The organism is Rhizobium tumorigenes (assembly GCF_003240565.2).
Classification (GTDB): Bacteria; Pseudomonadota; Alphaproteobacteria; order Rhizobiales; family Rhizobiaceae; genus Rhizobium; species Rhizobium tumorigenes.
Map to the genome: position 1 here is coordinate 224156 of NZ_CP117259.1, position 23300 is coordinate 247455.

Consider the following 23300-nt stretch of genomic DNA (forward strand, 5'->3'; position numbering starts at 1 on the left):
GCGGCCGATGCGCCGTCCGCCAGACTGGAGTGTGGATCGCGGGCGTCTCGCCCCCGATCCACCCCCTCAAGTTTCAGAAAAGCCCTATCCGTTTCAGAAAAGGCGGTCAGCCCATGTCCAATTCGATCGACACCGACGGTCTTCCCGGCCGCAGGCTGCGCGAGAAGTTTCCACTGGCGGCGCTGATCCTCGAGCGTCTCATCCTCAGCATCGTCCTGCTGTTTGCCGTCTCGCTGCTGATCTTCGTCGGCCTGCAGGCGCTGCCCGGCGATTTTGCCTCCACCTATCTCGGCCAGTCGGCGACGCCGCAGGCCATCGCCAACATTCGCGATCAGCTAGGCCTCAACCAGCCGCTCCTGTCGCGCTATTTCTCATGGCTCGGCCATGCCATGGTCGGCGACTTCGGCACCTCCTGGGCGAGCCAGAATTCGGTGAGCGAGCAGATCGGCCTGAGGCTCGGAAATTCGCTGTTTCTCGCCGGATTTGCGGCATTGATCTCGGTGCCGCTGGCCGTCGGGCTAGGCATGCTGTCGGTGCATTTCCGCAACCGGCTGCCGGACAAGATCATCAACATCGTATCGCTGGCGGCGATCTCGCTGCCGGAGTTCTTCATCGGCTACCTGCTGATCATGTTCTTCGCCGTCAAGTTCGGCGTCGCCACCTTCCCCGCCACCGTCTATGCCGAAATGAACCTCTACGACCGCCTGCAGGCAATTGCCCTGCCGACGGCGACGCTTGTTCTCGTCGTGCTCGCCCACATGATGCGGATGACGCGGGCAGCGATCCTCTCGGTGATGTCGTCGGCCTATATGGAGACGGCGGAACTGAAAGGCCTCAGCGCCTTCCGCTCCATCGTCCGGCATGCGGCGCCGAATGCGCTGGCGCCGATCATCAACGTCGTGGCGCTGAACCTTGCCTACCTCGTCGTCGGCGTGGTCGTGGTCGAGGTGGTGTTCGTCTATCCCGGCATGGGCCAGTACATGGTGGACGCCGTGACAGTGCGCGACATGCCCGTCGTCCAGGCTTGCGGCCTGATCTTTGCTGCCGTCTACATCCTCTTGAACATGGTGGCCGACATCCTTGCCATTGTCGCCAACCCCCGTCTGAGGCATCCGCGATGAGATTGAGAGAGATCCCCATCACCGCCTGGGTCGGCATGGCAGGCATCCTGCTGGCGCTGGTCTGCGCCATATTCGCGCCGTGGATCGCCCCGCATGGCGAGACCGAGGTCGTCGGCGAGGTCTGGGCGCCGGCCGACGGGCAATTCTACTTCGGGCTCGACAATCTCGGCCGCGACATTCTCTCGCGCCTGATCTTCGGCGCCCGTACGACGCTGTCCGTGGCGCTCGGTGCGACGCTGATCTCGTTCTCGCTCGGCATCATTCTGTCGTTTACCGCGGCCGTCTCGCGCGGCGTGATCGACACCGTGCTGTCGCGCTTCAACGACCTGATGATGTCGATCCCGACGCTGATCTTCGCGCTGGTGGTTCTGGCGGTGCTGCCGCAGAACCTGGTCGTGCTGATCCTGGTCATGGCTGTTCTCGACAGTACCCGCGTCTACCGTCTCGGTCGCGCCGTGGCGCTCGACGTGGCGGTCATGGAGTTCGTCGAGGCGGCAAAGCTGCGTGGCGAAGGCAAGATCTGGATCATCTTTCGCGAAATCCTGCCAAACACGCTGTCGCCGCTGCTGGCGGAGTTCGGCCTGCGCTTTGCCTTCGCCATCCTGTTTCTTTCCACCCTCTCCTTCCTTGGTCTCGGCATCCAGCCGCCGACTGCAGACTGGGGCGGCATGGTGAAAGACAACAAGGACGGCATCATTTTCGGCATCACTGCTGCGCTCCTGCCCGGCGGGGCCATCGCGGCGCTCGCCATCTGTGTCAATCTGGTGGTCGACTGGCTGTTGAAGCGGACGTCCAGCCTCAAGGGAGGACGTGGCGATGCCTGAGCTGCTTTCGGTACGCGGCCTGAAGATCGAGGCCACCAGCTATCCGCCCGGCGAACCGCCGAAGCGCGTGACTATCGTCGACGATGTCTCTTTCGATCTCGCCAAGGGCAAGGTGCTCGGCCTCATCGGCGAATCCGGCGCGGGCAAGTCGACCATCGGCCTGTCGGCACTTGCCTACGGTCGCGGGGGCGCCGAGATCACCGGCGGGGAAGTGCTGCTCGACGGTGAGAACCTTCTGGCGCTTGGCAAATCCGGCATCCGCCGGGTGCGCGGCGCCCGCGTCTGCTACGTGGCACAATCGGCTGCGGCCGCCTTCAATCCGGCGCACCGGCTCGGCGGACAGGTCATTGAGGCCTCCGTCAAGCACGGCCTGATGACCAGGGAAGAGGCCCGGACCCGCGCGCTCTATCTATTTCGTGTCCTCGGCCTGCCCAACCCCGAGACGTTTGGCGAGCGCTATCCGCATCAGGTCTCCGGCGGGCAATTGCAGCGCGCCATGACCGCGATGGCGCTGTGCTCCAACCCGGAGCTGATCGTCTTCGACGAGCCGACCACGGCGCTCGACGTGACGACCCAGATCGACGTCCTCGCCGCCATCAAGCACGCCATCGAGGCGACCAACACGGCGGCCCTCTATATCACCCATGACCTTGCCGTCGTTGCCCAGATTTCAGACGACATCATGGTGTTACGCAACGGCAAGACAGTGGAATACGGCACCGCCCAGCAAATCATCGAGGCGCCGCGCGAGGCCTATACGCAGGCGCTCGTCAACGTCCGCCAGGCGCTGCGGACCGAGGCTGCCGTCCAGACGGACACGCTGCTGAAGGTCGAGAACATCACTGCCGGCTATTCGAACGGCTTCAAGGTGCTGTTCGACGTCACGCTGCATGTGCCGAAGGGCCAGACGCTGGCGATCGTCGGTGAATCCGGGTCCGGAAAATCTACGCTGGCGCGCGTCATAACGGGCCTGCTGCCGCCCCAGCAGGGCAGCGTCTCGTTCGACGGCAAATCGCTGTCGCCGGCGCTGAACGGGCGCTCGAACGACGATCTTCGGCGCATCCAGCTGATCTACCAGATGGCCGACACGGCGATGAACCCGCGCCAGACGGTGCGCGATATCATCGGCCGGCCGCTGACCTTCTATTATGGCCTGCGCGGCGCGGCAAAGACAGCCCGGGTGAAAGAGCTTCTCGAGCAGATCGAGATGGGCACCGGTTTCGTCGATCGCTATCCGGCCGAACTCTCCGGCGGCCAGAAGCAGCGCGTCGCCATCGCCCGTGCGCTTGCCGCCAATCCGGAGCTGATCCTTTGCGACGAGCCGACCTCGGCGCTGGATCCGCTGGTCGCGGAAGGCATCCTCAACCTGCTGATGAAGCTGCAGGAGGAAAAGCAGCTCTCCTACATCTTCATCACCCACGACATCGCCATCGTGCGCGCCATCGCCGACAGCGTCGCCGTCATGCATCGCGGCAAGCTGGTGCGGTTCGGCCCGAAATCGACGGTGCTATCGCCACCCTTCGATGACTACACCGACCTGTTGCTGAAATCGGTGCCGGAAATGGAGATCGGCTGGCTGGAGAAGGTGCTGACGACGCGGAAGATGGAGAGCGCCGGGAATTGAGTTGTGATGCGGGTTTGGAAAGATGCCCGGGAAAGTGTGGTATAGTCCGTGCGGTTCTGCCTGACATCCCGGAGTTTCCTGGGCCTAGTTCAATCTCTCCCTCATACCTATGCTCGTCACAGGTATGAGGGAGTTGAGGAGTCTTTTGCACCCAAGGACTTGGGTGCGCTGGATTCCTGTGACGAGCACAGGAATGAGGGTGGTGAGTGTCGTGCTCTCCAGCCCCTCCTCAAGCATTTGCCACTCGTCATGCTCGGGCCTGTCCCGAGCATCTGCGGACGGTCATGAAACTGGCTTCGGCAGATCCTCGGGACAGGCCCGAGGACGACGAGAGGTGAGTTCTCAAACTGTCGGCAAACGCATACCGTGGAAAACACTCTAGGAGGCGAGACCTGCGTGAGATCGAGCTCGAGAAGGCGCAGAAAAAGTTGTCCGCGCTTGTTAAGGATGCGGTGGCAAGCGAGCCCACAATCATCACTCGCAACGGCGAGAAAGTGGCGATCATCCTTTCCCTGGATGATTACCGAAATCTACCCGGCGTCCGGTTTGGTATGGACGTGCTTGCCGATGAAGACAGCCAACCGCAGGAATGAAAGCCAGAAGACTGTTGAATGCCTGAGACCCTTGCAGATCGCCTTTGAAATGGAATGCCATGACTGACCGCCCCTTCACCGTCATCGAAAACCAGTGGATCACGCTTGCCGATGGCACGCGGCTCGCTGCCCGTATCTGGATGCCCGACAATGCCGAGGCGGATCCGGTGCCGGCGGTGTTCGAGTTCCTGCCGTATCGCAAGCGTGATGGAACCAGCCCGCGCGACGAATCCACCTATCCTGTGTTTGCGGCCGCCGGTATTGCCGGGGTGCGCGTCGATATCCGGGGGTCGGGCGAATCCGATGGCGTCATCGATGGCGAATATACCGAGCTGGAGCTCGCCAACGCCTGCGAGCTGATCGCATGGATCGCGGCGCAGTCCTGGTCGAATGGGTCTGTCGGCATGATGGGGATTTCCTGGGGTGGCTTCAACTGCCTGCAGGCGGCAGCCCTCAATCCGCCGGCGCTGAAGGCGGTGATCTCGATCGCCTCGACCGTCGATCGCTATAATGACGACATTCACTACAAGGACGGCTGCCATCTCTCGGCGCAGCTCTCCTGGGCGGCGACCATGCTCGCCTACCAGTCGCGCGCACCCGACCCCGAGATCGTCGGCGAGCGCTGGCGCGAGATGTGGATGGAGCGGCTGGAAAACGAGCCCTTCTTCATGGAGGAATGGTTGCAGCACCAGCGTCGCGACGCATTCTGGCAACATGGATCGATCAGCGACGATTTCTCGGCCTTCAAGGTTCCGGCCCTTGTAATCGCCGGGTGGGCCGATGGTTACCGCAACACACCGCTGAAAGCCGTCGAGGGACTGGGCGGCAAGGCCAAGGCGCTGATCGGCCCATGGGTGCACAAATATCCGCATTTCGCCTGGCCGAAACCGCGTGCCGATTTCCATGGCGAGGCGATTGCCTGGTGGAACCGCTGGCTGCGCGGCGAGGACAACGGTATCGAAAACCTCCCGCAGGTGCGTGCCTTCACGCTTGATGCCCCGAAGCCCGCGACCCGCCGCGATGTCGATCCCGGCTTCTGGGTTTCCAAGCCCGAATGGCAGCAACCGGAGATGCAGTGCTTTTATGTCGAGCAATTCGGGACGCTGATGGAAGGGGTGCCGATCCCGCATGCGCCGGAGCACCCGGTCTTCCTGAAGTCGCCGCTCGACACGGGCACCGCATCCGGCGAATGGTTCACCCTCAAGCCGGATGCCGAGATGGCACTCGACCAGCGCGGCGACGATGGCGGCTCGCTGGTGTTCCAGACGCCGGTGCTGACGGAAGCCCATGACTTCCTCGGGCGCCCCGAACTGACGCTGACGGTCCGCGCGCACGCCGAACTTGCCAATCTCTGCGCCCGCATCGTCGATATCCATCCGGACGGCACCGCGACGCGAGTGACCTTTGGCGTTCTCAATCTCGCCCATCGTGACAGCAATGCCGAGCCGCAGCCAATGGTGCCGGGCGAGCCGACGCAGATCCGCCTAGTGCTCGATGCCTGCGGCTATCGCTTCCAGGCCGGCCACCGCATCCGCCTGTCGCTGTCGACTGCCTACTGGCCGATGCTGCTGCCGCCACCCGTCGACGAAGGCGTGACCATCGATCTCGCCTCTATAGGATTGGCTATGCCGCTGCTCGGCGAACACCAGCTGTTCGAGATGAAACAGCCGGATAACCCCGATCCGCTGCCGAAGTATATCGAGCACAAGCCCGGCGAGACGAAGCGCCAGGTCGTGCGCGATCTCTCCGCCGGTCGCACGGATTATTGCGTCTATGAAGATACCGGCCTGTTCGAGCATCCCGGCACCGGCCTGTCGACGCGCCAGCTGCGTGACGAGGTGTGGTCGATCTCCGCCAACGATCCGTTGTCTATGAAGGGCAAATCGGTGTGGACCTGCGACATGCAGCGGCCCGGCTGGTTCGTCCGCACCGTGTCGACCGCGACGATTGCCTGCACGGCGACGGAGTGGCTGATCGGCGGTTCGGTCATCGGCTACGAGGGCGAGGCGAAGGTCTTCGAGAAGACCTTCGACAAGGCCGTGCCGCGCGACATGATGTGATCAGAGCGTGCCGGCAAATCGGCTGACCGCGATGCAGAGTGCGCGAAAGCCTGCCTGTGCGCCGTCGCTCATATGGCGGGCCCGCAGCCAGGCATGCACCATCTGCGGCTCCTCGCGGAACCAGACCTCGACGCCGTCAGCGGCAAGCCGTCCGGCATAAAGTCTTCCGTCGTCGCGCAGCGGATCGAAATGGGCGACCGTGATGTAGGCTGGCGGCAGGCCCGCACAGGTCCGGGTCAGCAGCGGATGGGCGACGGGCTCGTCTGCGGGCGCCTTGAGGATGGCGCGGTAATAGGCAGCGTCTGCCGTCGTCAGCCCGGGGGCATCGGCCATTTCCTCATAGGAGCCGGAAACAAGATCGCCGCCGAGGGCCGGATAGATCAGCACCTGCCCGGCAATTCCCGACAGCCCCTCGTCGCGCGCCCTGAGCGCTAGGCCTGCCGCGAGATTGCCACCGGCGCTGTCGCCGATGACGACGACCGTCTCGCCATCGCCGAGCAGCAGCTTCAGCACCGTGAAGCAATCGTCCGTCTGCACCGGCCAGACATGTTCCGGGGCCAGGCGGTAATCGACGGCAATCAGTTCGGCGCCCGCAGTGTCGGCGATCTCGGCGCAGATCGAATGATGGCTCGACAGCGAGCCGACGACATAGCCGCCGCCATGCAGATAGAGCAGTTTCGTCGACGTCCGCACGTCGGCGGGGCGATATCGCCGGGTCGGGACGGTGCCAATCGGGATGTCTTCTGCCGTCATGCCGTCCGGCATTGGCCTGTCGAACCGAGCGCAGAGTGCATCGTACCAGAGACGCTGCTGGTCAATCGACGCATCGACGGCATCGGCCGGATAGAAGCTGTCGCACAGCTGCAGGAATTCGAGGATGCCTGCCTCGCCTGGCATCGGGCGGATGGTTTCCGGCATTGTCTTCTCCCCGTTTGCAGGTGCATTTCGCCGGAAATCACGCTGTGCGATTCCCGGACTCGATAAAAACCCGTTTTTAACGTTTACCGCTTATTCATCTCTCAGAAGAGAGTGAGTTTGCGATGCGTAAATTGTTTATCGCCGCCCTTGTCGTGTTGTCCAGTTGCGCGACGGCGCCCCATCAGATCCGCAACAGCTGCGCGATTTTCGAGCAGCGCGATGGTCTTTTCAACAACTGGCGACGGGCCGCCGAAAGGACCGCGCGCGAGTATGGCGTCCCCGTGCCGGTGCTGATGGCGACCATCTATGTCGAATCCAGCTTCAAGCCCTATGCACGGCCGCCGCGCACCATGCTGCTCGGTTTCATTCCCTGGACGCGCCCTTCCAGTGCCTATGGCTATGCCCAGGCTCTCGATGGCACATGGTCGCGCTACCAGCGTGCAACCGGCCACTGGTCGGCACGGCGGACCAATTTTGCCGACTCGATAAACTTTATCGGTTGGTACCACGCGCAAAGCCACCAGCAGAACGGCATCGCGCTGAACGACACCTACAATCTCTACATGGCCTATTATGTCGGCCACGACGGCTACAGCCGCGGCAGCTTCCGCTCCAACGGCGAGCTGCAGCGCACCGCACGTAGGGCCGCTGGCATCGCCTCGACCTACAACAGCCAGCTGCGCACCTGCGGCGGCTGATCGGTCGCGGTCCGACGTTTCAGACCTGTGAAATCGGTTCTTCGTTCCTAGGTTAGGCGTATCAGCCCTTGAAGGAACAGAGATGAAAATCGCAGTCCTCGACGACTATCAGAATGTGGCCCTGACGCTTGCCGACTGGTCGGATGTGACCAGGCGGGCCGAGGTCACCGTCTTTAACGATCACCTCGCCGACCGGCAGAAACTCGTCCAGCGGCTGGCGCCGTTCGATGTGATATGCGTCATGCGCGAGCGCACGCCGATGCCGGCCGAGCTGCTTGCGCAATTGCCCAACCTGAAGCTCATCGTCTCGACCGGTGCGCGCAATGCCTCGATCGATGTGGCCTCCGCGGCGGAACGCGGCATCGTCGTCAAGCACACGGGTTATGCATCTACGGCCACCGTGGAAATGACATGGGCGCTGATCCTCGGCGTTGCCCGCCACGTCGCCAGCGAGAATGCCTCGCTTCGCTCCGGCGGCTGGCAGCGTTCGATCGGTTCCGATCTCAACGGCCGGACACTCGGGTTGCTCGGGCTTGGCAATGTCGGCTCGCGGGTCGCGACCATCGCCCACGCATTCGGCATGAAGACCATCGCCTGGAGCCAGAACCTGACGGCAGAAAAGGCCGAACAGTTCGGGACGACGCTGGTCTCGAAAGAGGCTCTGTTCCGGCAATCCGATTTCCTGAGCGTGCACCTCGTACTCAGCGATCGCAGTCGCGGACTGGTCGGAGCTGGCGAGATTGCGCTGATGAAGCCGACCGCCTTCCTCATCAACAGCTCGCGCGGCCCGATCGTCACGGAGGCAGCGCTGATCGATGCGCTCAGGCGCGATGCCATCGCAGGGGCTGCAGTGGATGTCTTCGACGTCGAACCGATGCTGCCGGATCATCCATTCCGGACGCTCCCCAATATGCTGGCAACACCGCATATCGGCTACGTCTCGCAGTCGCTGTACGAGACGTTTTACCGCGATACCGTTTCCCATATCAGTGAATGGCTAACCGCGAAGGCCGGGTAGGGCTCTCTCCGGGCCAGTTTGCATTCACCCTAATCGACCTCGTCCGGTGCAAGAGGCGGGGCTATCTGCTCGAATGTGCACTGGCGCGGATCCTTGTCGGGTCTCCAGCGCACCAGCTTCGTTCCGTGACGGAACCGTTGGCCAGTCACCTGGTCGAACCGGACCTCGACCACAAGTTCCGGCCGAAGGGGCTGCCACGCGGCGCTGCGTTCGGTCGTCCACCGGCTGGGCCCCCCCGGCGCCTTTCCGCCGAAACCCGGTGGTGACTGCAGCGCTTCAAGCCGTTTCGTCAGGTCCGGCCGTTCCTCGTCTGAAATGGTCGAGGTATAGCCAACGTGATCGAGTTTGCCCTCCTCATTGTAGAGGCCGAGCAGCAGCGAGCCGACTTCTGCACTGTGGCTCTCATAGCGAAAGCCGCCGATGACGCAATCCGCAGTACGTAGCCTCTTCACCTTCAACATTGCGCGGATACCGGGCTCGTAGGCGCCATCGCGACGTTTCGCAACGACGCCGTCAGTGGCACTGTTTCCCGACGAGGAAAGCCAGCGTTCCGCCTGGGTAAGATCGGTCGTGAAGGGCGACAGTACCATCTGCCGCGGACGGGGATTCTGCTTTGCGAAGCTCTCGAGCGCATTGCGGCGCTCGGACATCGGCAGGTCGACGAGTGGCATTCCGTCCGAAGACAGCAGCATGTCGAACATGACGAGACGAGCAGGCGTGGCGGCGGAGAGCTTTCGAATGCGGCTTTCCGCCGGATGAAGCCGCATCTGTAACGCTTCGAACGAGAGGTGGCCGTCGACTTCGATCACCAACTCGCTGTCGATAATAAACCTCTCGGCCGGAATTTCGGCCAGCAGGGCGAGTACCTCCGGAAAGTAGCGTCCGAGAGGTTTGCCGGATTTCGCATGAAGCGCGACATCGTCGCCGTTTTTGAACGCGAGGCAGCGAAAGCCGTCCCACTTCGGTTCGTATTGCCAGCCATCGCCCTGCGGCAACGCCTCGGCGGAGCGCGCCTCCATCGGGGGTGTATCGAGCGCGATGCCAAGCAGGTCTCCCTTGCTGGCTCCAGCCTTCTTGCCTTTCCGGCCTGCCTTCACCGCCATCATGCCGCGTCCGCGCGCGATTTTGCGAGCCGCTTCACCGCCGGGGCGAGCGGGCGGGCGCCGTCGTCGTAGTCCTCCCAGGCCGAACTCTTCTTAAGGAGGGCGGGCACGGTACGGATGGTGAAGCGTTTAGGGTCTAGATCGGACTTCACCTGCGACCACAGTATTGGCATCGACACCGTCGCGCCCGGTCTCGCGCGTGTCGAAAGTGGGGCGACTGCCGTCGCCATGCGGTCGTTGCGCAGGTAATCGAGGAAGATGCGTCCGTTTCGGAGCTTCTTTGCCATGTTGACGACGTATCGGTCAGGGGCGTCATGGGCCATCTGAAGGCACAGGTCGTGGGCAAACGTCTTCGCCTCCGGCCATGTCAGCGCCGTCTTGCCTTCCGAGAGAGGTGTGACGACGTGCAGGCCCTTGCCGCCGGTGGTCTTGCAAAAGCTGACAAGGCCAAGCTCCTCCAGCCGGTCGCGCAACTCGCGCGCAGCCTCGACCACGGTCGAAAACGGCACGTCCGGGCCCGGGTCGAGGTCGAATACCAGTCGCCCGGGCACTTCGGGTTTTTTCGGCAGGCAATTCCACGGGTGGAGCTCGAGCGCCGCGACTTGCGCCACCGCGGCAAGGCCTTCGATACGATCAATTTCGAGATAGGGCTTGCGATCGCCCGATACGGTGACGAGATCAAGTAGGTTCGATGTGCTTTGCATTGCATGCCTCTGGAAGAACTGCTCGCCGTCGATGCCGTCGGGCGCCCGGATTATCGAGCATGGCCGACCGGCAATGTGGTCCATCATCCACGGGCCCACTGCCTCCAGATACTGGGCAAGATCCAGCTTGGTGACCGGCTCGCCGTCGCCGGCGTCAGGCCACATGGCCTTGTCCGAATGGGAGATCGCCACGCCCATAACCGACGCCCGGGCTGCTGCGCCCCGGCGGGTTGCGTGGACTTTCTCTTCCGGATGCGGCACCTCGACCTTTACAGGCGATGCAGGCTTTTCGGCCTCGACCTCGGATGCGGGCTTGTCGTCGCGCAGGCCCTTGAACGCCGCCTGGCGCACCTGCCCGTCATTCGTCCAGCCAGCAAATTCGATCTCGGCAACGAGCTCCGGCTTTGCCCAGACAATGCTCGCATCCTTGCGCGGGGCACCGATGCCGGTGAATGGCGATTTATCCGCCTTGACGGCTTCCAGTCTTGGTTCGAGCGTCTTGAGTTTCGCCTCGCCATATCCGGTGCCGACGCGGCCGACATAGACGAAATGATCGCCCCTGTAGACGCCAACCAGAAGCGAGCGAAACCTGCCGTTGGTCGTTGCCCATCCGCCAACCACCACCTCGTGGCCGGCGCGGCATTTCGACTTCGACCACGACGGGCTACGGCCGGAATGGTAGGGAGCGTCGAGCTTCTTCGAGATGATGCCTTCGAGGGAAAGCTGGCAGGCAGAGCGCAGGACCGCGTCGCCACCAGTGTCGAAATGCTCGACAAACCGGATGCGGGCATCGGGCTTTGCATCGTCCAAAATCTTCTGCAGGCGGGTCTTGCGCTTTGACAGAGGTTGGTCTCGCATGTCCTCCCCGCCATCGAACAGCAGATCGAAGGCGAAGAACACGAGATCCTCTGTCTTTCCCTCCGAGAGGGCTGCCTGCAGTGCGGCGAAGTCCGGCGCGCCGTGGCTGTCGAGTGCAGCGATTTCGCCGTCGATAATGCCGTCGGGCAGAGCCTCAGCAGCGCGGGCAATCGCGCTGAATTTATCTGTCCAGTCGAGGCCCTTGCGGGTCTTCAGGCTGACGCTACCGTCCACTATCCGCATCTGGATGCGGTAACCATCGAACTTGATTTCGTGTACCCAGCCCTCACCAGACGGGGGCCGCGCGCCCGTGTCACAAAGCTGGGGCGGTATGAAATCCGGCATTGCGGAGCTGCTTTCCTCTGCGCCGGTTTTGCCCTTGCCCTTGCCCTTGGCTGACTTGCCCTTCGGCTCTTTTGCGGCGCGTTCTTCTGCAGCCAGCCCCTCTCTGCTGTCCCAGACAGCACTGGCAGACGGGGCGGCCTCGGCCAGCATGAAAGGCTTGGGGGCCTTTCCGTTGCCTGCGGCAATTGTCTCCATCGAGCGGCCGGATGCGACAGAGCTATCCTCCTCGAGAATTTTCTCGCCGCCGGTATCCACGGCATAGTCGTCATGATGCTTGATCAGCAGCCAGTTGGTTCGCTTGCCGCCGTTCCGGTCATTCTTCATGCGCACAAGCACAAAGCTGCCATGCAGCTTTTCGCCTTCGAGACTGAATTTGAAATCGCCGTCTTCAAGCGCCTTTTCCGGCGTCTTGCTGCCTTCCAGCTCCCAGTATCCGCGATCCCACAGCAGCACAGTGCCGCCGCCATACTGGCCTTTCGGGATTGTGCCTTCGAAGTCGCCGTAGTCGAGCGGATGATCCTCCACTTCGACGGCGAGCCGCTTATCGCTGGGATCGAGAGACGGACCCTTGGTGACTGCCCAGGACTTGAAGACGCCGTCGAGTTCCAGGCGCAGGTCATAGTGAAGCCGCGTCGCGTCGTGCTTGTGGATAACGAACCGTCTTCTGTTCGATTCGGCAATTTCTGTTTCGCCGCTCGGCTCCTGCGTTTTTTTGAAATCCCGCTTGGCGCGATAGGTCTTGAGATTTTCGTCGCCGACCATGGGTGTCTCCAGAGTTCCGTCATTGACACAACGCAAGCGCGTGGTCTTTGTTCTATGCCCGGATGCAATTTCGCCACCCGCGTCGCAGTCTGACGCGAGGGCGACGAGAGGATTGCGGGCTGATCAGCGGTGGCGGTCGACGCCGTGGACGATCAGCGCCAGGAAATAGCCCATGCCGGCTGCAGTCAGCACGCTGAGGACCGGGTGCAGCCTGACGGTCTCATCCACCAACGCTTCGACGGCGTTTGCGTTGGACTTGAGCCTGGTGCGCGCCGCATCTGTCATGTTGGCTATGTCGATCGAAAGGCTGGCGACCTCATCCTTGAGGGCGGCAACTTGTTCGGCGACGGCATCGGAAAAGTCGGCCTTCGGCTGCGCCAAAGCTTCATCGACAAGCGGTGCGTCGGAGGGCTCGATGATGCCAAGCGGCAGAGGTGGTTTCGGCGTGAATTCTTCGGCCATGATGTGCTCCTGAGGTTGGAAAGCAGCAACCAGTCAGGATTGGATATGTTCCCGCGATCAGGGGGCGATGGCCTCCGCGCGCTAGCCGGTTGGCGCGTGGTAGCGTGCAGCTTTCAACTGCCACCGCAAACTACGAGGTAGCAGAAGCCGCGGCAAATCGACTGCTGGATTAGGATCAGGACTTCGGCTTGTGCTCGGCTTCGATAGCCGCGTCATGATACCAGCTGCCGCCATAGGCAGCGTCGGCGAACGCGCCTTCGGAAAAACGGTTGAGCTTTCGGTCGAGCAAGACGACAGTTGCTTCTGCGCCAAGGTCTCGTCGGACGTTACGGCTGACGATGGGAAACTGGTAAATCGTTGCGGTTTCTGCGTGTGTGTTTGCCATTGATGTCTATCTTTCGTTTCCCCGTGGAGATCGCTACTCCCGGCATTCTCAATGTAACATGTCTGCCTGCCATTTGCTCGAAATGATTAAAAAGAAATCATTATGTTGAATATGTAGGCAATTCGCAGCTTTCCGCAAGGGAAATCGTGGTGATTTTGTGGCGTAAATTTACGCTGACAGATCATTGCCAAGCCTGTGACGGCCAAGGCTGCACGGTAAGCGAACCGGAAGATGCGCTTACCTTGCGGAAAAGGCAGCTGATGTCGCCACCAGCGCGGTGCACTGGCCCGTTGAATATGTGAATCTTAGCATATTCTGGTTAAAGAAGTGTGCGAAGCCGCCGAGATATGGTGTTGAGAGGGGGTGGGCGCCGAAACTGGCATAGCAAATGCATGTGTCTTGGCAAACGTGGACAGCCTAGATCCGGGGCCGCCCACTCCGACAGACTTTACTGACCTTAGCTTCGTAAACCTATGAGAGGTTCGCCATGACGAAATATAAACTCGAGTACATCTGGCTCGACGGTTGCACGCCGGTTCCCAATCTGCGCGGCAAGACCCAGATCAAGGAATTCGACGCATTCCCAACTCTCGAGGAACTGCCTCTCTGGGGTTTCGACGGATCGTCGACGATGCAGGCCGAAGGCCGCAGCTCCGATTGCGTGCTGAAGCCAGTTGCTGTTTTCCCTGACAGCGAGCGCATGAACGGCGTTCTCGTCATGTGCGAAGTCATGATGCCGGACGGCGTTACGCCGCACTCCTCCAACGCGCGCGCAACCATCCTCGACGATGCCGGCGCCTGGTTCGGCTTCGAGCAGGAATACTTCTTCTACGAGAACGGCCGTCCGCTGGGCTTCCCGGAAGCTGGCTATCCTGCTCCGCAGGGCCCTTACTACACGGGCGTCGGCTACTCGAACGTCGGCAGCATCGCGCGCCAGATCGTCGAAGAGCACCTCGACATCTGCCTCGCAGCTGGCATCAACCATGAAGGCATCAATGCCGAAGTGGCCAAGGGCCAGTGGGAATTCCAGATCTTCGGCAAGGGCTCCAAGCGCGCCGCCGACGAAATGTGGATGGCCCGCTACCTGCTGCAGCGCCTGACTGAAAAGTACGGCGTCGATATCGAATACCACTGCAAGCCGCTCGGCGACACAGACTGGAACGGTTCGGGCATGCACGCCAACTTCTCGACCGCTTATATGCGCGAAGTCGGCGGCAAGGCCTATTTCGAAGCCCTGATGGCCGCTTTCGACAAGAACCTGATGGACCACATCAATGTCTACGGTCCTGACAACGACAAGCGCCTGACCGGCAAGCACGAAACTGCTCCGTGGAACAAGTTCTCCTACGGCGTTGCCGACCGTGGTGCATCGATCCGCGTGCCGCACTCGTTCATCAAGAACGACTACAAGGGCTATCTGGAAGATCGCCGCCCGAACTCGCAGGGCGACCCCTACCAGATCGCTTCGCAGATCCTGAAGACCATTGCGGAAGTCCCGACCGAAGGCAGCGTCTCCGCCGCCGCATAAGGTTACTTAATTCGTACTCGATGGGCCGCCTCCTGACAGGGTCGCGGCCCATTTTTTTGTCTGTTGTCGGTACAAGACCAGCAGCGCCGAGCGGTAAAGGCCTGTGAGAGGATCGGTCATCGCCGCGTGCGGAGATCCTGTTCGGTGAGCGACAGCACGATATTCGGCTTCTGGAGCCGCACTGTTCTCCGAGCCGGCAAACGCAAATGCAAGCGCCTGCCGGTGGTGTCATCGATATAGACGAGCAGGGCGCATTTTCACAGATGCTCGCTCATTTCCGGAAACGTGTCGATAAAGTGGCAAGGAAAGCCATCACCATGTCACTCACTTCCGCGCCGCGATAAATCTTTCCATCGTGTCAAACGAAAAGGCGGAGATCGGCAGGTCGGTGCGGCCATCGATAGCGAGGTCTGCGAGTATTTCGCCGATGACGCTGGTGAACTTGAAGCCGTGGCCGGAACAAGGCGAGGCGACGACGATGCGCGGATTGCCGGGCATCAGGTCGATCAGAAAATCCTCGCTCGGCAGCATTGTATAACGGCAGGTGATGGCGTTGACGCGCATCCCGTTCGCAGCCGGCAGGCGCCTGGCGATGAAGGCGTCGAGGAGCGCCATATCGGCGTCGTTCACCGGTGGATTGGGCTCGTTCGGATCGATCGGCTCGCGGAAATGCGCATGGCGGCCGATCTTGACCCCGTCGACGCCGATGGCGGGAAAGCCGAAATAGGAGCCGTCGTCGCCCTCGTCGCGTATGAAGGCGGGCATGCGCTGCGGCTGGGTCACGAAGCCGTCGCGCGGCTGGTACCAGGCGACCACCTGCCGGATCGGCACGGCGTGTTCCTTCAACTGCGGCACGAGCTCCGAAATCCACGACCCGGTGGCGACGATCACCTTGTTTGCGCGGTACTTGCCCACGGCAGACGTAATGGTCACACCGGCGTCGTCAGGCTCGATGCCGGTGATCTTCTCGCCGAAATGCAGCACGGCACCGTCTTCGGCGGCGAGCCTTATATAGCCCGTGACGGCCGCTTCCGGGCGGATATAGCCTCCCTGAGGATCGAGCAGGGCGATCTCGCCGGCATCCAGTGAGAACACCGGAAACCGCGCCTTCATCGCCGCCCGGTCCAACTCTTCGATGGTAAGATCGTGCAATTTGCAGGAGGCGCGCGTGCCTGTCACGATGGTGCTGTCGGGCGCGCCGATCTGCAGGACGCCAGTGATCGTCAGCACCTCGCTGCGCAGCCGCGCTTCCAGCGCCCGCCAGTTGGCATAGGCCCGCTGCAGCAGCGGCACATAGGACGGGTCCTCGAAATAGCCGAGCCGGATAAGCCGGCTGTCGCCATGGGAAGAGCCCAGCGTATGGGCTGGATAGAAGGCATCGATGCCGATGGCTTTCACGCCGCGGGCGGCAAGATGCGACAGGGCCCCGCTGCCCATGGCACCGAGACCGATGACGGCGACGTCGAATTGCGGTGTCATGGCTACATTCCCGATTTCAGTAAGGCGGCGGTGGCATGTCGCGGATCATTGATTTGATCGCCTCGATGTCGCCGCCAAGCGGACGGTCGTCGGCATAATGCGCGACGCGGCTGCGGACAAGCCGGTAAATCGTCTCTGTGCCATCGGCGCGCGCTGCCGCCTTAGCCAGGAAGTCATGTGCCTGTGCGGCGGCCATCAGTTCAATCGCAAGGATGTACTCGGCGTTGTCGAGCACTGCGAGCAGCTTGTTGGCGGCGGCGGTCGGGTGGGCGAGAAAATCCTCCTGCAACGCCGATGTCAGGCCGCCATCGGTACTGGCGGGAGCAGCCAGCCGACGGTTTTCGTTGGCGAGCGCTGCGGCACTGTACTGGGCGATCATCAGGCCGGAATGGCTGCCTGCGTCGCTGGCGAGGAACGGCGGCAGGCCGCTCACCAGTGGATTGACCAGCCGGTCCATCCGGCGTTCGCTCATCGCAGCGATCTGCGCCAACGCAATCGCGAGGCCGTCCGCCGCCTGGCCGAGTGCCGGCGACACGGCATGGGCCTCCGAGGAGACGACGGGATGGTCCGGCGTGCCGTAGACGGCGGGATTGTCGGTGACGGAGGCCAGTTCCTGGTCGACCACGCGGGCGGAATTTTCGAAGACATCGCGGGCTGCGCCATGGGCATGCGGGATGGCACGCAGGCTGAGGGCATCCTGCGTGCGTTTGCCGAGCGCTGCCGCAATCAGACCGCTGCCGGCGAGCCGCCGCCGTAACGATGCGCCTACTTTCTGGACGCCATCCGAAACCTTGAGGGCGAGCACGGTCTCGTCGAAAGCTGCCATCTGTCCGCCGGCTGCCTCGAACGTCAGGGCGGCGATGGCATCGGCCCAGTCGAGAAGATTGGCTGCACGCGCCAGTGCCACGCAGGAAAGCCCGGTGGCGCAGGCCGTGCCGTTGACAAGGCTGAGACCCTCCTTGGCACCCAGCACCAGCGGGGCAAGGCCGATTGCTGCAAGCGCCTGGCGACCGGTCATAGGCTGTCCGGCAACATGGGCCGCACCCTCGCCGATCAGCACCAGTGCCGTGTGGGCATTGTGGGTGAGGTAGCCTGCCGATCCCTTGCAGGGGACGTCTGGAATGCAGTCCTTGTCGAGAAACGTCCGGAGGTGGTCGACGATCTCGCGGCGCACACCGGAATAGCCGTGGGAAAAATTGGCGATCTGGGCGGCGATGATCGCCCTGACTTCGCGCCGGGCCAGAAGCGGTCCGACGCCGCAGGCATGGCTGAGGATGATGTTGCGTGACAGCTTGCTTTGCGATGCGAGGTCGACCACCGTATCCGACAGGGCGCCGACGCCGGTGTTGATGCCGTAGGCCCGCTTGCCCGTTTCGACGATGCGGGCAACGATGCGGCTGGCATTGTCGATGCGCGCCCAGACTTCGGGGGCGAGCGACAGGTCTTCGCCGCCTGCGATGGCCGCGACGTCGCGCCAGCCGAGCTTTGATTCAAGAGTGACGGTCATGGGATCAGCTTCCGAAATTGCCGATGAACTGGCGGAACGCCGGCGAGCCGCCGCCGCCGAACATCTCTTCCGGGCTGCCGGAACTGTCGATCAGCCCTTCGCGCATGAAGACGACGCGGTTGGAGACGTTGCGGGCAAAGCTCATTTCGTGGGTGACGACCAGCATGGTCATGCCCTCTTCTGCCAGCGCCCGCATGACGCGCAGCACCTCGCCGACCAGTTCCGGATCCAGCGCCGAGGTTGGTTCGTCGAACAGCATCACCTTCGGCTTCATCGCCAGCGCCCGGGCAATCGCCGCGCGCTGCTGCTGGCCGCCGGAGAGATGGGCCGGGTAGGCGTGGCGCTTGTCCGCAATGCCGACCTTCTCGAGCAGCGCTTCGGCGTCGGCGACGGCTTCCGCACGAGGCCGCTTCAGCACGTGGATCGGGCCTTCTATGACATTCTGCAGGATGGTCATGTGGGACCAGAGATTGAACGACTGGAACACCATGCCGAGTTCCGAGCGGATATGGTCGACCTGGCGGTTGCTCTCCGGCTTGCTCCGCCCGTTCTTGTGGATCATGCGGATCTGCTCGCCATCCACCCAGATCTCGCCGTCATTGGCGACTTCGAGCAGGTTGATGCAGCGAAGGAATGTCGACTTGCCGGAGCCGGAGGCGCCGAGCAGGGATATGACGTCGCCATCCTCGGCATCCAGCGAGATGCCGCGCAGCACCTCGTGGGTGCCGAAGCTCTTGCGGATATTGCGGACCGAAAGTCGGTTGACGCGGGCCATGGTCGCTCCAGTTCAGACTGCGTTACGCCTTCAAAGCCTGCGGCGCTGCGCGGCGATGGCGGGAGAGGCGATATTCGAGCAAGCCAAAGGCCTGCAGGATGATGAAATTCAGGACGAGATAGATGACGGCGGCGCAGAGAAATACCTCCATCGTCCGGTAGGTGTGCGAGATCAGCCGCTGGGCGACGCCGGTTACCTCCCAGACGGTGACGAGGCTTGCGAGCGCCGTCGACTTCAACATCAGCACGATCTCGGTCGAATAGGCAGGCAGCGCATGGCGGAAGGCAATGGGCGCCAGGATGCGGCGGACCAGCAGGAAGCCGGACATGCCGATCGAGCGGGCCGCCTCGATCTCCTTCGGCGAAACGGCGCGGATACCGCCGCGAAAGATTTCGGCCGTGTAGCCGGCCGTGCAGAGCGCCAGCGACAGCACGGCGCAGACAAAGGGCTCGCGCAGCAGCGGCCAGAGAAACGAGTAGCGGATGATGCCGAACTGGCCGAGGCCGTAAAAGATCAGGAACATCTGGATCAGCAGCGGCGAGCCGCGAAACACGAAAATATAGGCCTTGGCGAAGCCCGACAGGATCGGATTGCCGCCGGTGCGCATCCAGACGAGCCCCAGCGCCAGCAGGCCTCCTAGGGTGATCGACGTGATGAACAGGGCCAGCGTCATCGGCAGGGCGGCGAGCAGCGTAGCCATGGTCGATGACAGGAAGGCGATATCCATGATCAGGCCTTCCCCATTGTTGCCGACGGCATGCTGCGGTTGGCGCGACGTTCGGCGCGGTTGAAAACCTGGTCCGAAAGGCTGGTCAGGATCAGGTAGAGGCACCCGCCGGCGATAAAGAACAGGAAATAATGCCGCGTCGAGCCGGCGGCCACCTGGCTGGTGCGCATCAGTTCGGCAAGCCCGGTAACAGAGATCAGGGCTGAATCCTTGAGGCTCAGCTGCCAGACATTGCCGAGGCCGGGGATGGCAAGCCTGAGCACCTGCGGCAGGATGATCCGGCGGAAGCGCAGTCGCGTGCCCATGCCGATCGCCGAGGCGGCTTCCAGTTCGCCCTTCGAGATCGCCAGGTAGGCGCCGCGAAATACTTCAGCCTGGTAGGAGCCTGAGATGACCCCCACGGCAAGGGCTCCGGCGGCAAAGGACGGCAAGCCAAGGAAGCCGTCGTAGCCCAGTGCCTTGCCGATGGAGGTCAGGGCGCTCGAGCCGCCAAAATAGATGAGATAGATGATCAGCAGTTCAGGCACGCCGCGAAAGACGGTGGTGTAGGCATGGCCGAGCGCCCACAGAAGCCTGTTGCCGGAAAGCTTGGCTGCGGCGACGAGGGTGCCGAGAATGGCGCCGATTGCCAGCGCCGCTGCAGTGACGGCGAGCGTCAGCAGCGTTGCTACGAGAAGCAGGGCGCCCCACCCGGTCGAACCGAAGCCCAGCAGTTGCAATGTCGACATCTGTTATTCCGAAATGGCGAAAACATTGGATGCCCCCGGTCCTATCGACCGGAGGCATCTGTTGGAAGTTATTTCGGGCTGACGTCGGTCTTGAACCACTTCATCGACAGGGTCTTGACGGTGCCATCGGCGAGTGCCGACTTGATGGCCGCGCTGAACATGTCGCGCAGGTCTGTATCGGACTTGCGAACGCCGAGGCCTTCGCCGATACCCCAGATGGGTCCGGCAATCTGCGGGCCGGAGAAGCCGAGCGCGCCATTGGCTGCTTCGAAGGCGGTTTCGAAATAGACGGCGTCGTCAAAGCCGAGATCTATACGGCCGTTCTGCAGGTCGAGGTCGCGATCGGCGCCGGTCTTGTATTCGCGGATCGTGGCGATGTCTGCAAAGTTGTCATAGACGAACTTGGCGTAGACTGTGGCGGCCTGGATACCGATTGTCTTGCCTTTGAAGGCTTTCTTCAGCGCTTCGATCTCCGCCACGCCCGTCTGGCCGGGTGCCATGGTGATGGTCTTGCCGGTGCCGGCAGCATTCGCCAGCGGGCTGTCCTTGGCGACGGCAAAGGCTGCTGGCGTCGCAGCATATGGAACGGTGAAGTCGATGACCTGCTTGCGCTCGTCGGTGATCGACAGGGCATCCATGATGATGTCGAACTTGCCGGCGTTGAGCGCCGGGATCATGCCGTCCCAATCGGAGGCCACGAGCTTGCACTCGACCTTGGCCTTCTCGCAGAGCACCTTGGCCAGCTCCGGCTCGAAGCCGCCCAGCGTGCCATCGGCATTGGTCATGTTCCAGGGCGCATAGGCGCCTTCGAGCGTGATGGTGACGGTTTTCCAGTCCTTGGCTTCGGCGGCAGGTCCGGCAAGGGTGGCCAGCGCCACGGCGCCCGATAGTAGCAATGCATTGATTTTCATGGTCTCTCCTCTGGGGGCAAAATTGGCCGCGTCGTTGCACTGCCGGTCTGTGCCGGGTTGCTGCCTCGACATGGCCTCGGTGTAAAATGGTTTAAAGCCAATGCACCATATGAGATTTCGGAGGCGCGGCAAGCCGCCCCTTATTTAATATGCAAATTTGATTGCTGCTTAAGGATTGGGCGATCCAGTCTGCGTCTCGCATAGGCCTCGCTGCGACATAAGTCTATATTTATGAAAATGCCGGATATGCCTCAGAAACTTCAAGCATTTCTGATAGACCTGTGATTCTCAAATTTCGGTGATGAACGGAGACAGCCGCCGATGGCCATTCGCCCCCTCTTGATCGGTCTCACTCTCATTCTTGCGCTGGTGATGATCGTGCTCAGCATCCTGCTGGTCAATCCGACGCACACCATCCGCCAGGCCGAACCCTTTGCGCCGCAGCAACCTGGTGCAAATCCGCAGCAGTAAGCTGGTATTGTCGGGCGCAGGACCCCACCTACGGAACTGTCTGCTACGCGGTGCGTTTGTCGGGCAAGTTCACAAGGAAAAGTCCAATGCGAGTAATGATAGCCGTCGTAACGATCATGGTGGTGTCTGTTCTCAGCCTGTCGATGCTGACACCGGCGGGCGAAGAGATGACCGGCAAGGGTTCCAAGCTGGAAGCCTCCATCAACTAGGCTGAGCCTGGTCTCTCTGACGATACATCTCTCGTCTAAGCCGAAATCAGTCGGGTCATAGTGGCAACAAAACGCTTTCGGATCCCGTCGCGCCCGACATGCTTCCCACCGCTGACCTGCTTGCGCCCGAGTGCCCAGACGTTGTCGATCCGCACACCTCCGGCAAAGATCCAGTGATCCAGCAACTGGTCGCCTTCGAGATAGGGCACAGCGGAGACATCCAGCGATACGAGATCGGCGTAGTTTCCTTTTTCCAGCCCTGTCGCGGTTTGGAGCGCGATACCACCGCCCATCAACGCCTGATCGAACAGAGCGCGACCGGTAGAGCCGTTTTGCGGTGCTGCAACGTTTCGGGCGCGGAGGTCGAGGCGCTGAGAATATTCCAGCTGGCGCAACTCCTCCGGCACCGAGATCAGGACGTTCGAGTCCGAGCCGATGCCAAACCGCCCTCTCTCTGACAGGAACTGCGGGGCAGGAAATGTCCCGTCTCCAAGGTTGGCCTCGGTGATCGGGCAGAGGCCTGCCACCGCGCCGCTGCTGGCCATGCGTATCGTTTCATCCTCTGTCATATGTGTCGCATGGATCAGGCACCAGCGCGCATCGACATCGGCATGGTCGAGGAGCCATTCGACGGGCCGTGCGCCGGACCAGGCAATGCAGTCCTCTAGCTCCTTGACCTGCTCTGCGACGTGGATGTGGATTGGACCGTTCCGCCCAAGCTCTGCGGCAAAGCTTAGTTCTTCCGGCGTCACTGCCCGCAGGCTGTGCGGCGCAAGGCCGAGCACGGCGCCTTCCAGCGCGCCAATGACCTGCCGGCATCCCTCCATCAGCGTCGCAAAGCTATCCGGCGTATTGATAAAGCGGCGTTGGCCCTCGATCGGCTGACCGCCTCCGAAACCGGACCGCGCGTAAAGCACCGGCAGCAGCGTCAGGCCGATACCGGCTTGACTGCTGGCAGCACCGATGCGTTCGGCCAATTCGGCAATGTTGGCATAGGGCCTGCCGTCCTTATCGTGATGCAGGTAGTGGAATTCCCCGACGCGGCAAAAGCCGGCCTCCAGCATCTCCATGTAGAGTTCGGCCGCAACCGCCTCGACATCCTCGGGCGTCATCGACAGGGCGAACTTGTACATCACCGTCCGCCAGCTCCAGAAGCTGTCGCTGCCGGGGCCTCGCACTTCGGCAAGACCTGCCATCGCCCGCTGGAAAGCGTGGCTGTGCAGGTTGGGCATCGCGGGTACGAGCACTGCGTGGCGCTCGTCGGCTGCCTCGGCCGGTACGCCCGCAGCGATGCTGACGATGCGCCCGTCGGCAATCTCTATGCGTACGTCCTTTTGCCAGCCGGTTGGCAATAGGGCCGATCCTGCGTGAAGTCCGACCATCGGCATTCCCCTTCTATTTGCGGGCGATCCGTCCTAGGTTCCTCGCCAGCCGCCATATTTCCGCTTGTCACACGGTTATTATGTATATACATGTTAAGTCATAAAGAA

Annotated in this window: 22 protein-coding genes; 10 read left to right on the top strand and 12 right to left on the bottom strand. The window is 62.1% G+C overall.

Features of this window, described 5'->3' with window-relative positions:
* The first annotated feature begins 113 nt into the window (after nt 1-113).
* The 5 genes from PR017_RS26665 to PR017_RS26685 all read left to right on the top strand — a co-directional run bounded on the left by PR017_RS26665 (nt 114) and on the right by PR017_RS26685 (nt 6222).
* Nucleotides 114-1121, top strand: coding sequence for an ABC transporter permease (locus tag PR017_RS26665; protein WP_111221104.1), 1008 nt, complete (start codon nt 114-116; stop codon nt 1119-1121).
* Complete coding sequence (locus PR017_RS26670; RefSeq protein WP_111221105.1) at nt 1118-1945, top strand: ABC transporter permease; 828 nt, start codon at nt 1118-1120, stop codon at nt 1943-1945. Before PR017_RS26665 ends, PR017_RS26670 begins: the two co-directional genes overlap by 4 nt.
* Nucleotides 1938-3569, top strand: a complete 1632-nt coding sequence (locus tag PR017_RS26675; RefSeq protein WP_111221106.1) for an ABC transporter ATP-binding protein — start codon at nt 1938-1940, stop codon at nt 3567-3569. The genes PR017_RS26670 and PR017_RS26675 overlap by 8 nt, the downstream gene beginning before the upstream one ends.
* A 401-nt stretch (nt 3570-3970) precedes the next feature.
* Nucleotides 3971-4162: a type II toxin-antitoxin system Phd/YefM family antitoxin gene (locus PR017_RS26680; RefSeq protein ID WP_275113033.1), complete on the top strand. Its 192-nt coding sequence runs from the start codon at nt 3971-3973 to the stop codon at nt 4160-4162.
* Nucleotides 4163-4221: 59 nt separating this feature from the next.
* Complete coding sequence (locus PR017_RS26685) at nt 4222-6222, top strand: CocE/NonD family hydrolase (protein ID WP_111221109.1); 2001 nt, start codon at nt 4222-4224, stop codon at nt 6220-6222.
* Here the strand turns inward: PR017_RS26685 and PR017_RS26690 are convergent, their stop codons facing one another.
* Entirely contained in the window at nt 6223-7140 is a 918-nt protein-coding gene (locus tag PR017_RS26690; RefSeq protein WP_240539033.1) for an alpha/beta hydrolase, read from the bottom strand. It lies immediately after the preceding gene.
* Between the two features lie 122 nt (nt 7141-7262).
* On the opposite strand from PR017_RS26690, the gene PR017_RS26695 reads away from it, so the two are divergent.
* Nucleotides 7263-7838, top strand: coding sequence for a transglycosylase SLT domain-containing protein (locus PR017_RS26695; RefSeq protein WP_111221110.1), 576 nt, complete (start codon nt 7263-7265; stop codon nt 7836-7838).
* Nucleotides 7839-7920: 82 nt separating this feature from the next.
* Nucleotides 7921-8856, top strand: a complete 936-nt coding sequence (locus PR017_RS26700; RefSeq protein ID WP_111221111.1) for a D-2-hydroxyacid dehydrogenase family protein — start codon at nt 7921-7923, stop codon at nt 8854-8856.
* 29 nt (nt 8857-8885) lie between these two features.
* Here the strand turns inward: PR017_RS26700 and PR017_RS26705 are convergent, their stop codons facing one another.
* The 4 genes from PR017_RS26705 to PR017_RS26720 form a co-directional block, all read right to left on the bottom strand.
* Nucleotides 8886-9962: an ATP-dependent DNA ligase gene (locus PR017_RS26705; protein ID WP_111221112.1), complete on the bottom strand. Its 1077-nt coding sequence runs from the start codon at nt 9960-9962 to the stop codon at nt 8886-8888.
* A complete protein-coding gene (gene ligD / locus PR017_RS26710; RefSeq protein ID WP_111221113.1) occupies nt 9959-12628 on the bottom strand; it encodes a DNA ligase D in 2670 nt (889 codons plus the stop codon). Before ligD ends, PR017_RS26705 begins: the two co-directional genes overlap by 4 nt.
* 123 nt (nt 12629-12751) lie before the next feature.
* Complete coding sequence (locus tag PR017_RS26715; protein ID WP_111221114.1) at nt 12752-13090, bottom strand: hypothetical protein; 339 nt, start codon at nt 13088-13090, stop codon at nt 12752-12754.
* A gap of 175 nt (nt 13091-13265) precedes the next feature.
* Complete coding sequence (locus PR017_RS26720; RefSeq protein ID WP_111221115.1) at nt 13266-13475, bottom strand: DUF2735 domain-containing protein; 210 nt, start codon at nt 13473-13475, stop codon at nt 13266-13268.
* A 487-nt stretch (nt 13476-13962) separates the two neighbouring features.
* On the opposite strand from PR017_RS26720, the gene PR017_RS26725 reads away from it, so the two are divergent.
* Complete coding sequence (locus tag PR017_RS26725; RefSeq protein WP_111221116.1) at nt 13963-15003, top strand: glutamine synthetase beta-grasp domain-containing protein; 1041 nt, start codon at nt 13963-13965, stop codon at nt 15001-15003.
* A gap of 324 nt (nt 15004-15327) precedes the next feature.
* Here the strand turns inward: PR017_RS26725 and solA are convergent, their stop codons facing one another.
* The 6 genes from solA to PR017_RS26755 all read right to left on the bottom strand — a co-directional run bounded on the left by solA (nt 15328) and on the right by PR017_RS26755 (nt 21130).
* A complete protein-coding gene (solA, locus tag PR017_RS26730; RefSeq protein WP_111221117.1) occupies nt 15328-16482 on the bottom strand; it encodes an N-methyl-L-tryptophan oxidase in 1155 nt (384 codons plus the stop codon).
* A gap of 16 nt (nt 16483-16498) precedes the next feature.
* Complete coding sequence (locus PR017_RS26735; RefSeq protein WP_111221118.1) at nt 16499-17989, bottom strand: HAL/PAL/TAL family ammonia-lyase; 1491 nt, start codon at nt 17987-17989, stop codon at nt 16499-16501.
* A gap of 4 nt (nt 17990-17993) precedes the next feature.
* Complete coding sequence (locus PR017_RS26740) at nt 17994-18764, bottom strand: ABC transporter ATP-binding protein (RefSeq protein ID WP_111221119.1); 771 nt, start codon at nt 18762-18764, stop codon at nt 17994-17996.
* Between the two features lie 22 nt (nt 18765-18786).
* Nucleotides 18787-19491 (bottom strand): ABC transporter permease, encoded by a 705-nt coding sequence (locus tag PR017_RS26745; protein WP_111221120.1) that lies wholly within the window; start codon nt 19489-19491, stop codon nt 18787-18789.
* A 2-nt stretch (nt 19492-19493) separates the two neighbouring features.
* On the bottom strand, nt 19494-20219 hold the full coding sequence (locus tag PR017_RS26750; protein ID WP_111221121.1) for an ABC transporter permease: 726 nt from the start codon (nt 20217-20219) through the stop codon (nt 19494-19496).
* Nucleotides 20220-20287: 68 nt separating this feature from the next.
* On the bottom strand, nt 20288-21130 hold the full coding sequence (locus PR017_RS26755) for a transporter substrate-binding domain-containing protein (RefSeq protein WP_111221122.1): 843 nt from the start codon (nt 21128-21130) through the stop codon (nt 20288-20290).
* A gap of 321 nt (nt 21131-21451) precedes the next feature.
* On the opposite strand from PR017_RS26755, the gene PR017_RS26760 reads away from it, so the two are divergent.
* Both PR017_RS26760 and PR017_RS26765 read left to right on the top strand, forming a co-directional pair.
* Nucleotides 21452-21601: a hypothetical protein gene (locus PR017_RS26760; protein ID WP_162854770.1), complete on the top strand. Its 150-nt coding sequence runs from the start codon at nt 21452-21454 to the stop codon at nt 21599-21601.
* An 86-nt stretch (nt 21602-21687) separates the two neighbouring features.
* A complete protein-coding gene (locus tag PR017_RS26765; protein ID WP_257625765.1) occupies nt 21688-21810 on the top strand; it encodes a hypothetical protein in 123 nt (40 codons plus the stop codon).
* Between the two features lie 35 nt (nt 21811-21845).
* Here PR017_RS26765 and PR017_RS26770 read toward each other — a convergent pair whose 3' ends face one another.
* Nucleotides 21846-23192, bottom strand: a complete 1347-nt coding sequence (locus PR017_RS26770; RefSeq protein WP_111221123.1) for a formimidoylglutamate deiminase — start codon at nt 23190-23192, stop codon at nt 21846-21848.
* Between the last annotated feature and the right edge of the window lie 108 nt (nt 23193-23300).

Bases quoted from the DNA above. Each gene is read 5' to 3' on its own strand.
- PR017_RS26760 (WP_162854770.1), top strand. From the start codon at position 21,452: ATGGCCATTCGCCCCCTCTTGATCGGTCTCACTCTCATTCTTGCGCTG.
- PR017_RS26685 (WP_111221109.1), top strand. From the start codon at position 4,222: ATGACTGACCGCCCCTTCACCGTCATCGAAAACCAGTGGATCACGCTT.
- PR017_RS26675 (WP_111221106.1), top strand. From the start codon at position 1,938: ATGCCTGAGCTGCTTTCGGTACGCGGCCTGAAGATCGAGGCCACCAGC.
- PR017_RS26755 (WP_111221122.1), bottom strand. From the start codon at position 21,130: ATGAAAATCAATGCATTGCTACTATCGGGCGCCGTGGCGCTGGCCACC.
- solA (WP_111221117.1), bottom strand. From the start codon at position 16,482: ATGACACCGCAATTCGACGTCGCCGTCATCGGTCTCGGTGCCATGGGC.
- PR017_RS26715 (WP_111221114.1), bottom strand. From the start codon at position 13,090: ATGGCCGAAGAATTCACGCCGAAACCACCTCTGCCGCTTGGCATCATC.
- PR017_RS26770 (WP_111221123.1), bottom strand. From the start codon at position 23,192: ATGGTCGGACTTCACGCAGGATCGGCCCTATTGCCAACCGGCTGGCAA.
- PR017_RS26705 (WP_111221112.1), bottom strand. From the start codon at position 9,962: ATGATGGCGGTGAAGGCAGGCCGGAAAGGCAAGAAGGCTGGAGCCAGC.
- PR017_RS26765 (WP_257625765.1), top strand. From the start codon at position 21,688: ATGCGAGTAATGATAGCCGTCGTAACGATCATGGTGGTGTCTGTTCTC.
- PR017_RS26745 (WP_111221120.1), bottom strand. From the start codon at position 19,491: ATGGATATCGCCTTCCTGTCATCGACCATGGCTACGCTGCTCGCCGCC.
- PR017_RS26695 (WP_111221110.1), top strand. From the start codon at position 7,263: ATGCGTAAATTGTTTATCGCCGCCCTTGTCGTGTTGTCCAGTTGCGCG.
- PR017_RS26725 (WP_111221116.1), top strand. From the start codon at position 13,963: ATGACGAAATATAAACTCGAGTACATCTGGCTCGACGGTTGCACGCCG.
- PR017_RS26720 (WP_111221115.1), bottom strand. From the start codon at position 13,475: ATGGCAAACACACACGCAGAAACCGCAACGATTTACCAGTTTCCCATC.
- PR017_RS26740 (WP_111221119.1), bottom strand. From the start codon at position 18,764: ATGGCCCGCGTCAACCGACTTTCGGTCCGCAATATCCGCAAGAGCTTC.
- PR017_RS26750 (WP_111221121.1), bottom strand. From the start codon at position 20,219: ATGTCGACATTGCAACTGCTGGGCTTCGGTTCGACCGGGTGGGGCGCC.
- PR017_RS26665 (WP_111221104.1), top strand. From the start codon at position 114: ATGTCCAATTCGATCGACACCGACGGTCTTCCCGGCCGCAGGCTGCGC.
- PR017_RS26670 (WP_111221105.1), top strand. From the start codon at position 1,118: ATGAGATTGAGAGAGATCCCCATCACCGCCTGGGTCGGCATGGCAGGC.
- ligD (WP_111221113.1), bottom strand. From the start codon at position 12,628: ATGGTCGGCGACGAAAATCTCAAGACCTATCGCGCCAAGCGGGATTTC.
- PR017_RS26690 (WP_240539033.1), bottom strand. From the start codon at position 7,140: ATGCCGGAAACCATCCGCCCGATGCCAGGCGAGGCAGGCATCCTCGAA.
- PR017_RS26700 (WP_111221111.1), top strand. From the start codon at position 7,921: ATGAAAATCGCAGTCCTCGACGACTATCAGAATGTGGCCCTGACGCTT.
- PR017_RS26735 (WP_111221118.1), bottom strand. From the start codon at position 17,989: ATGACCGTCACTCTTGAATCAAAGCTCGGCTGGCGCGACGTCGCGGCC.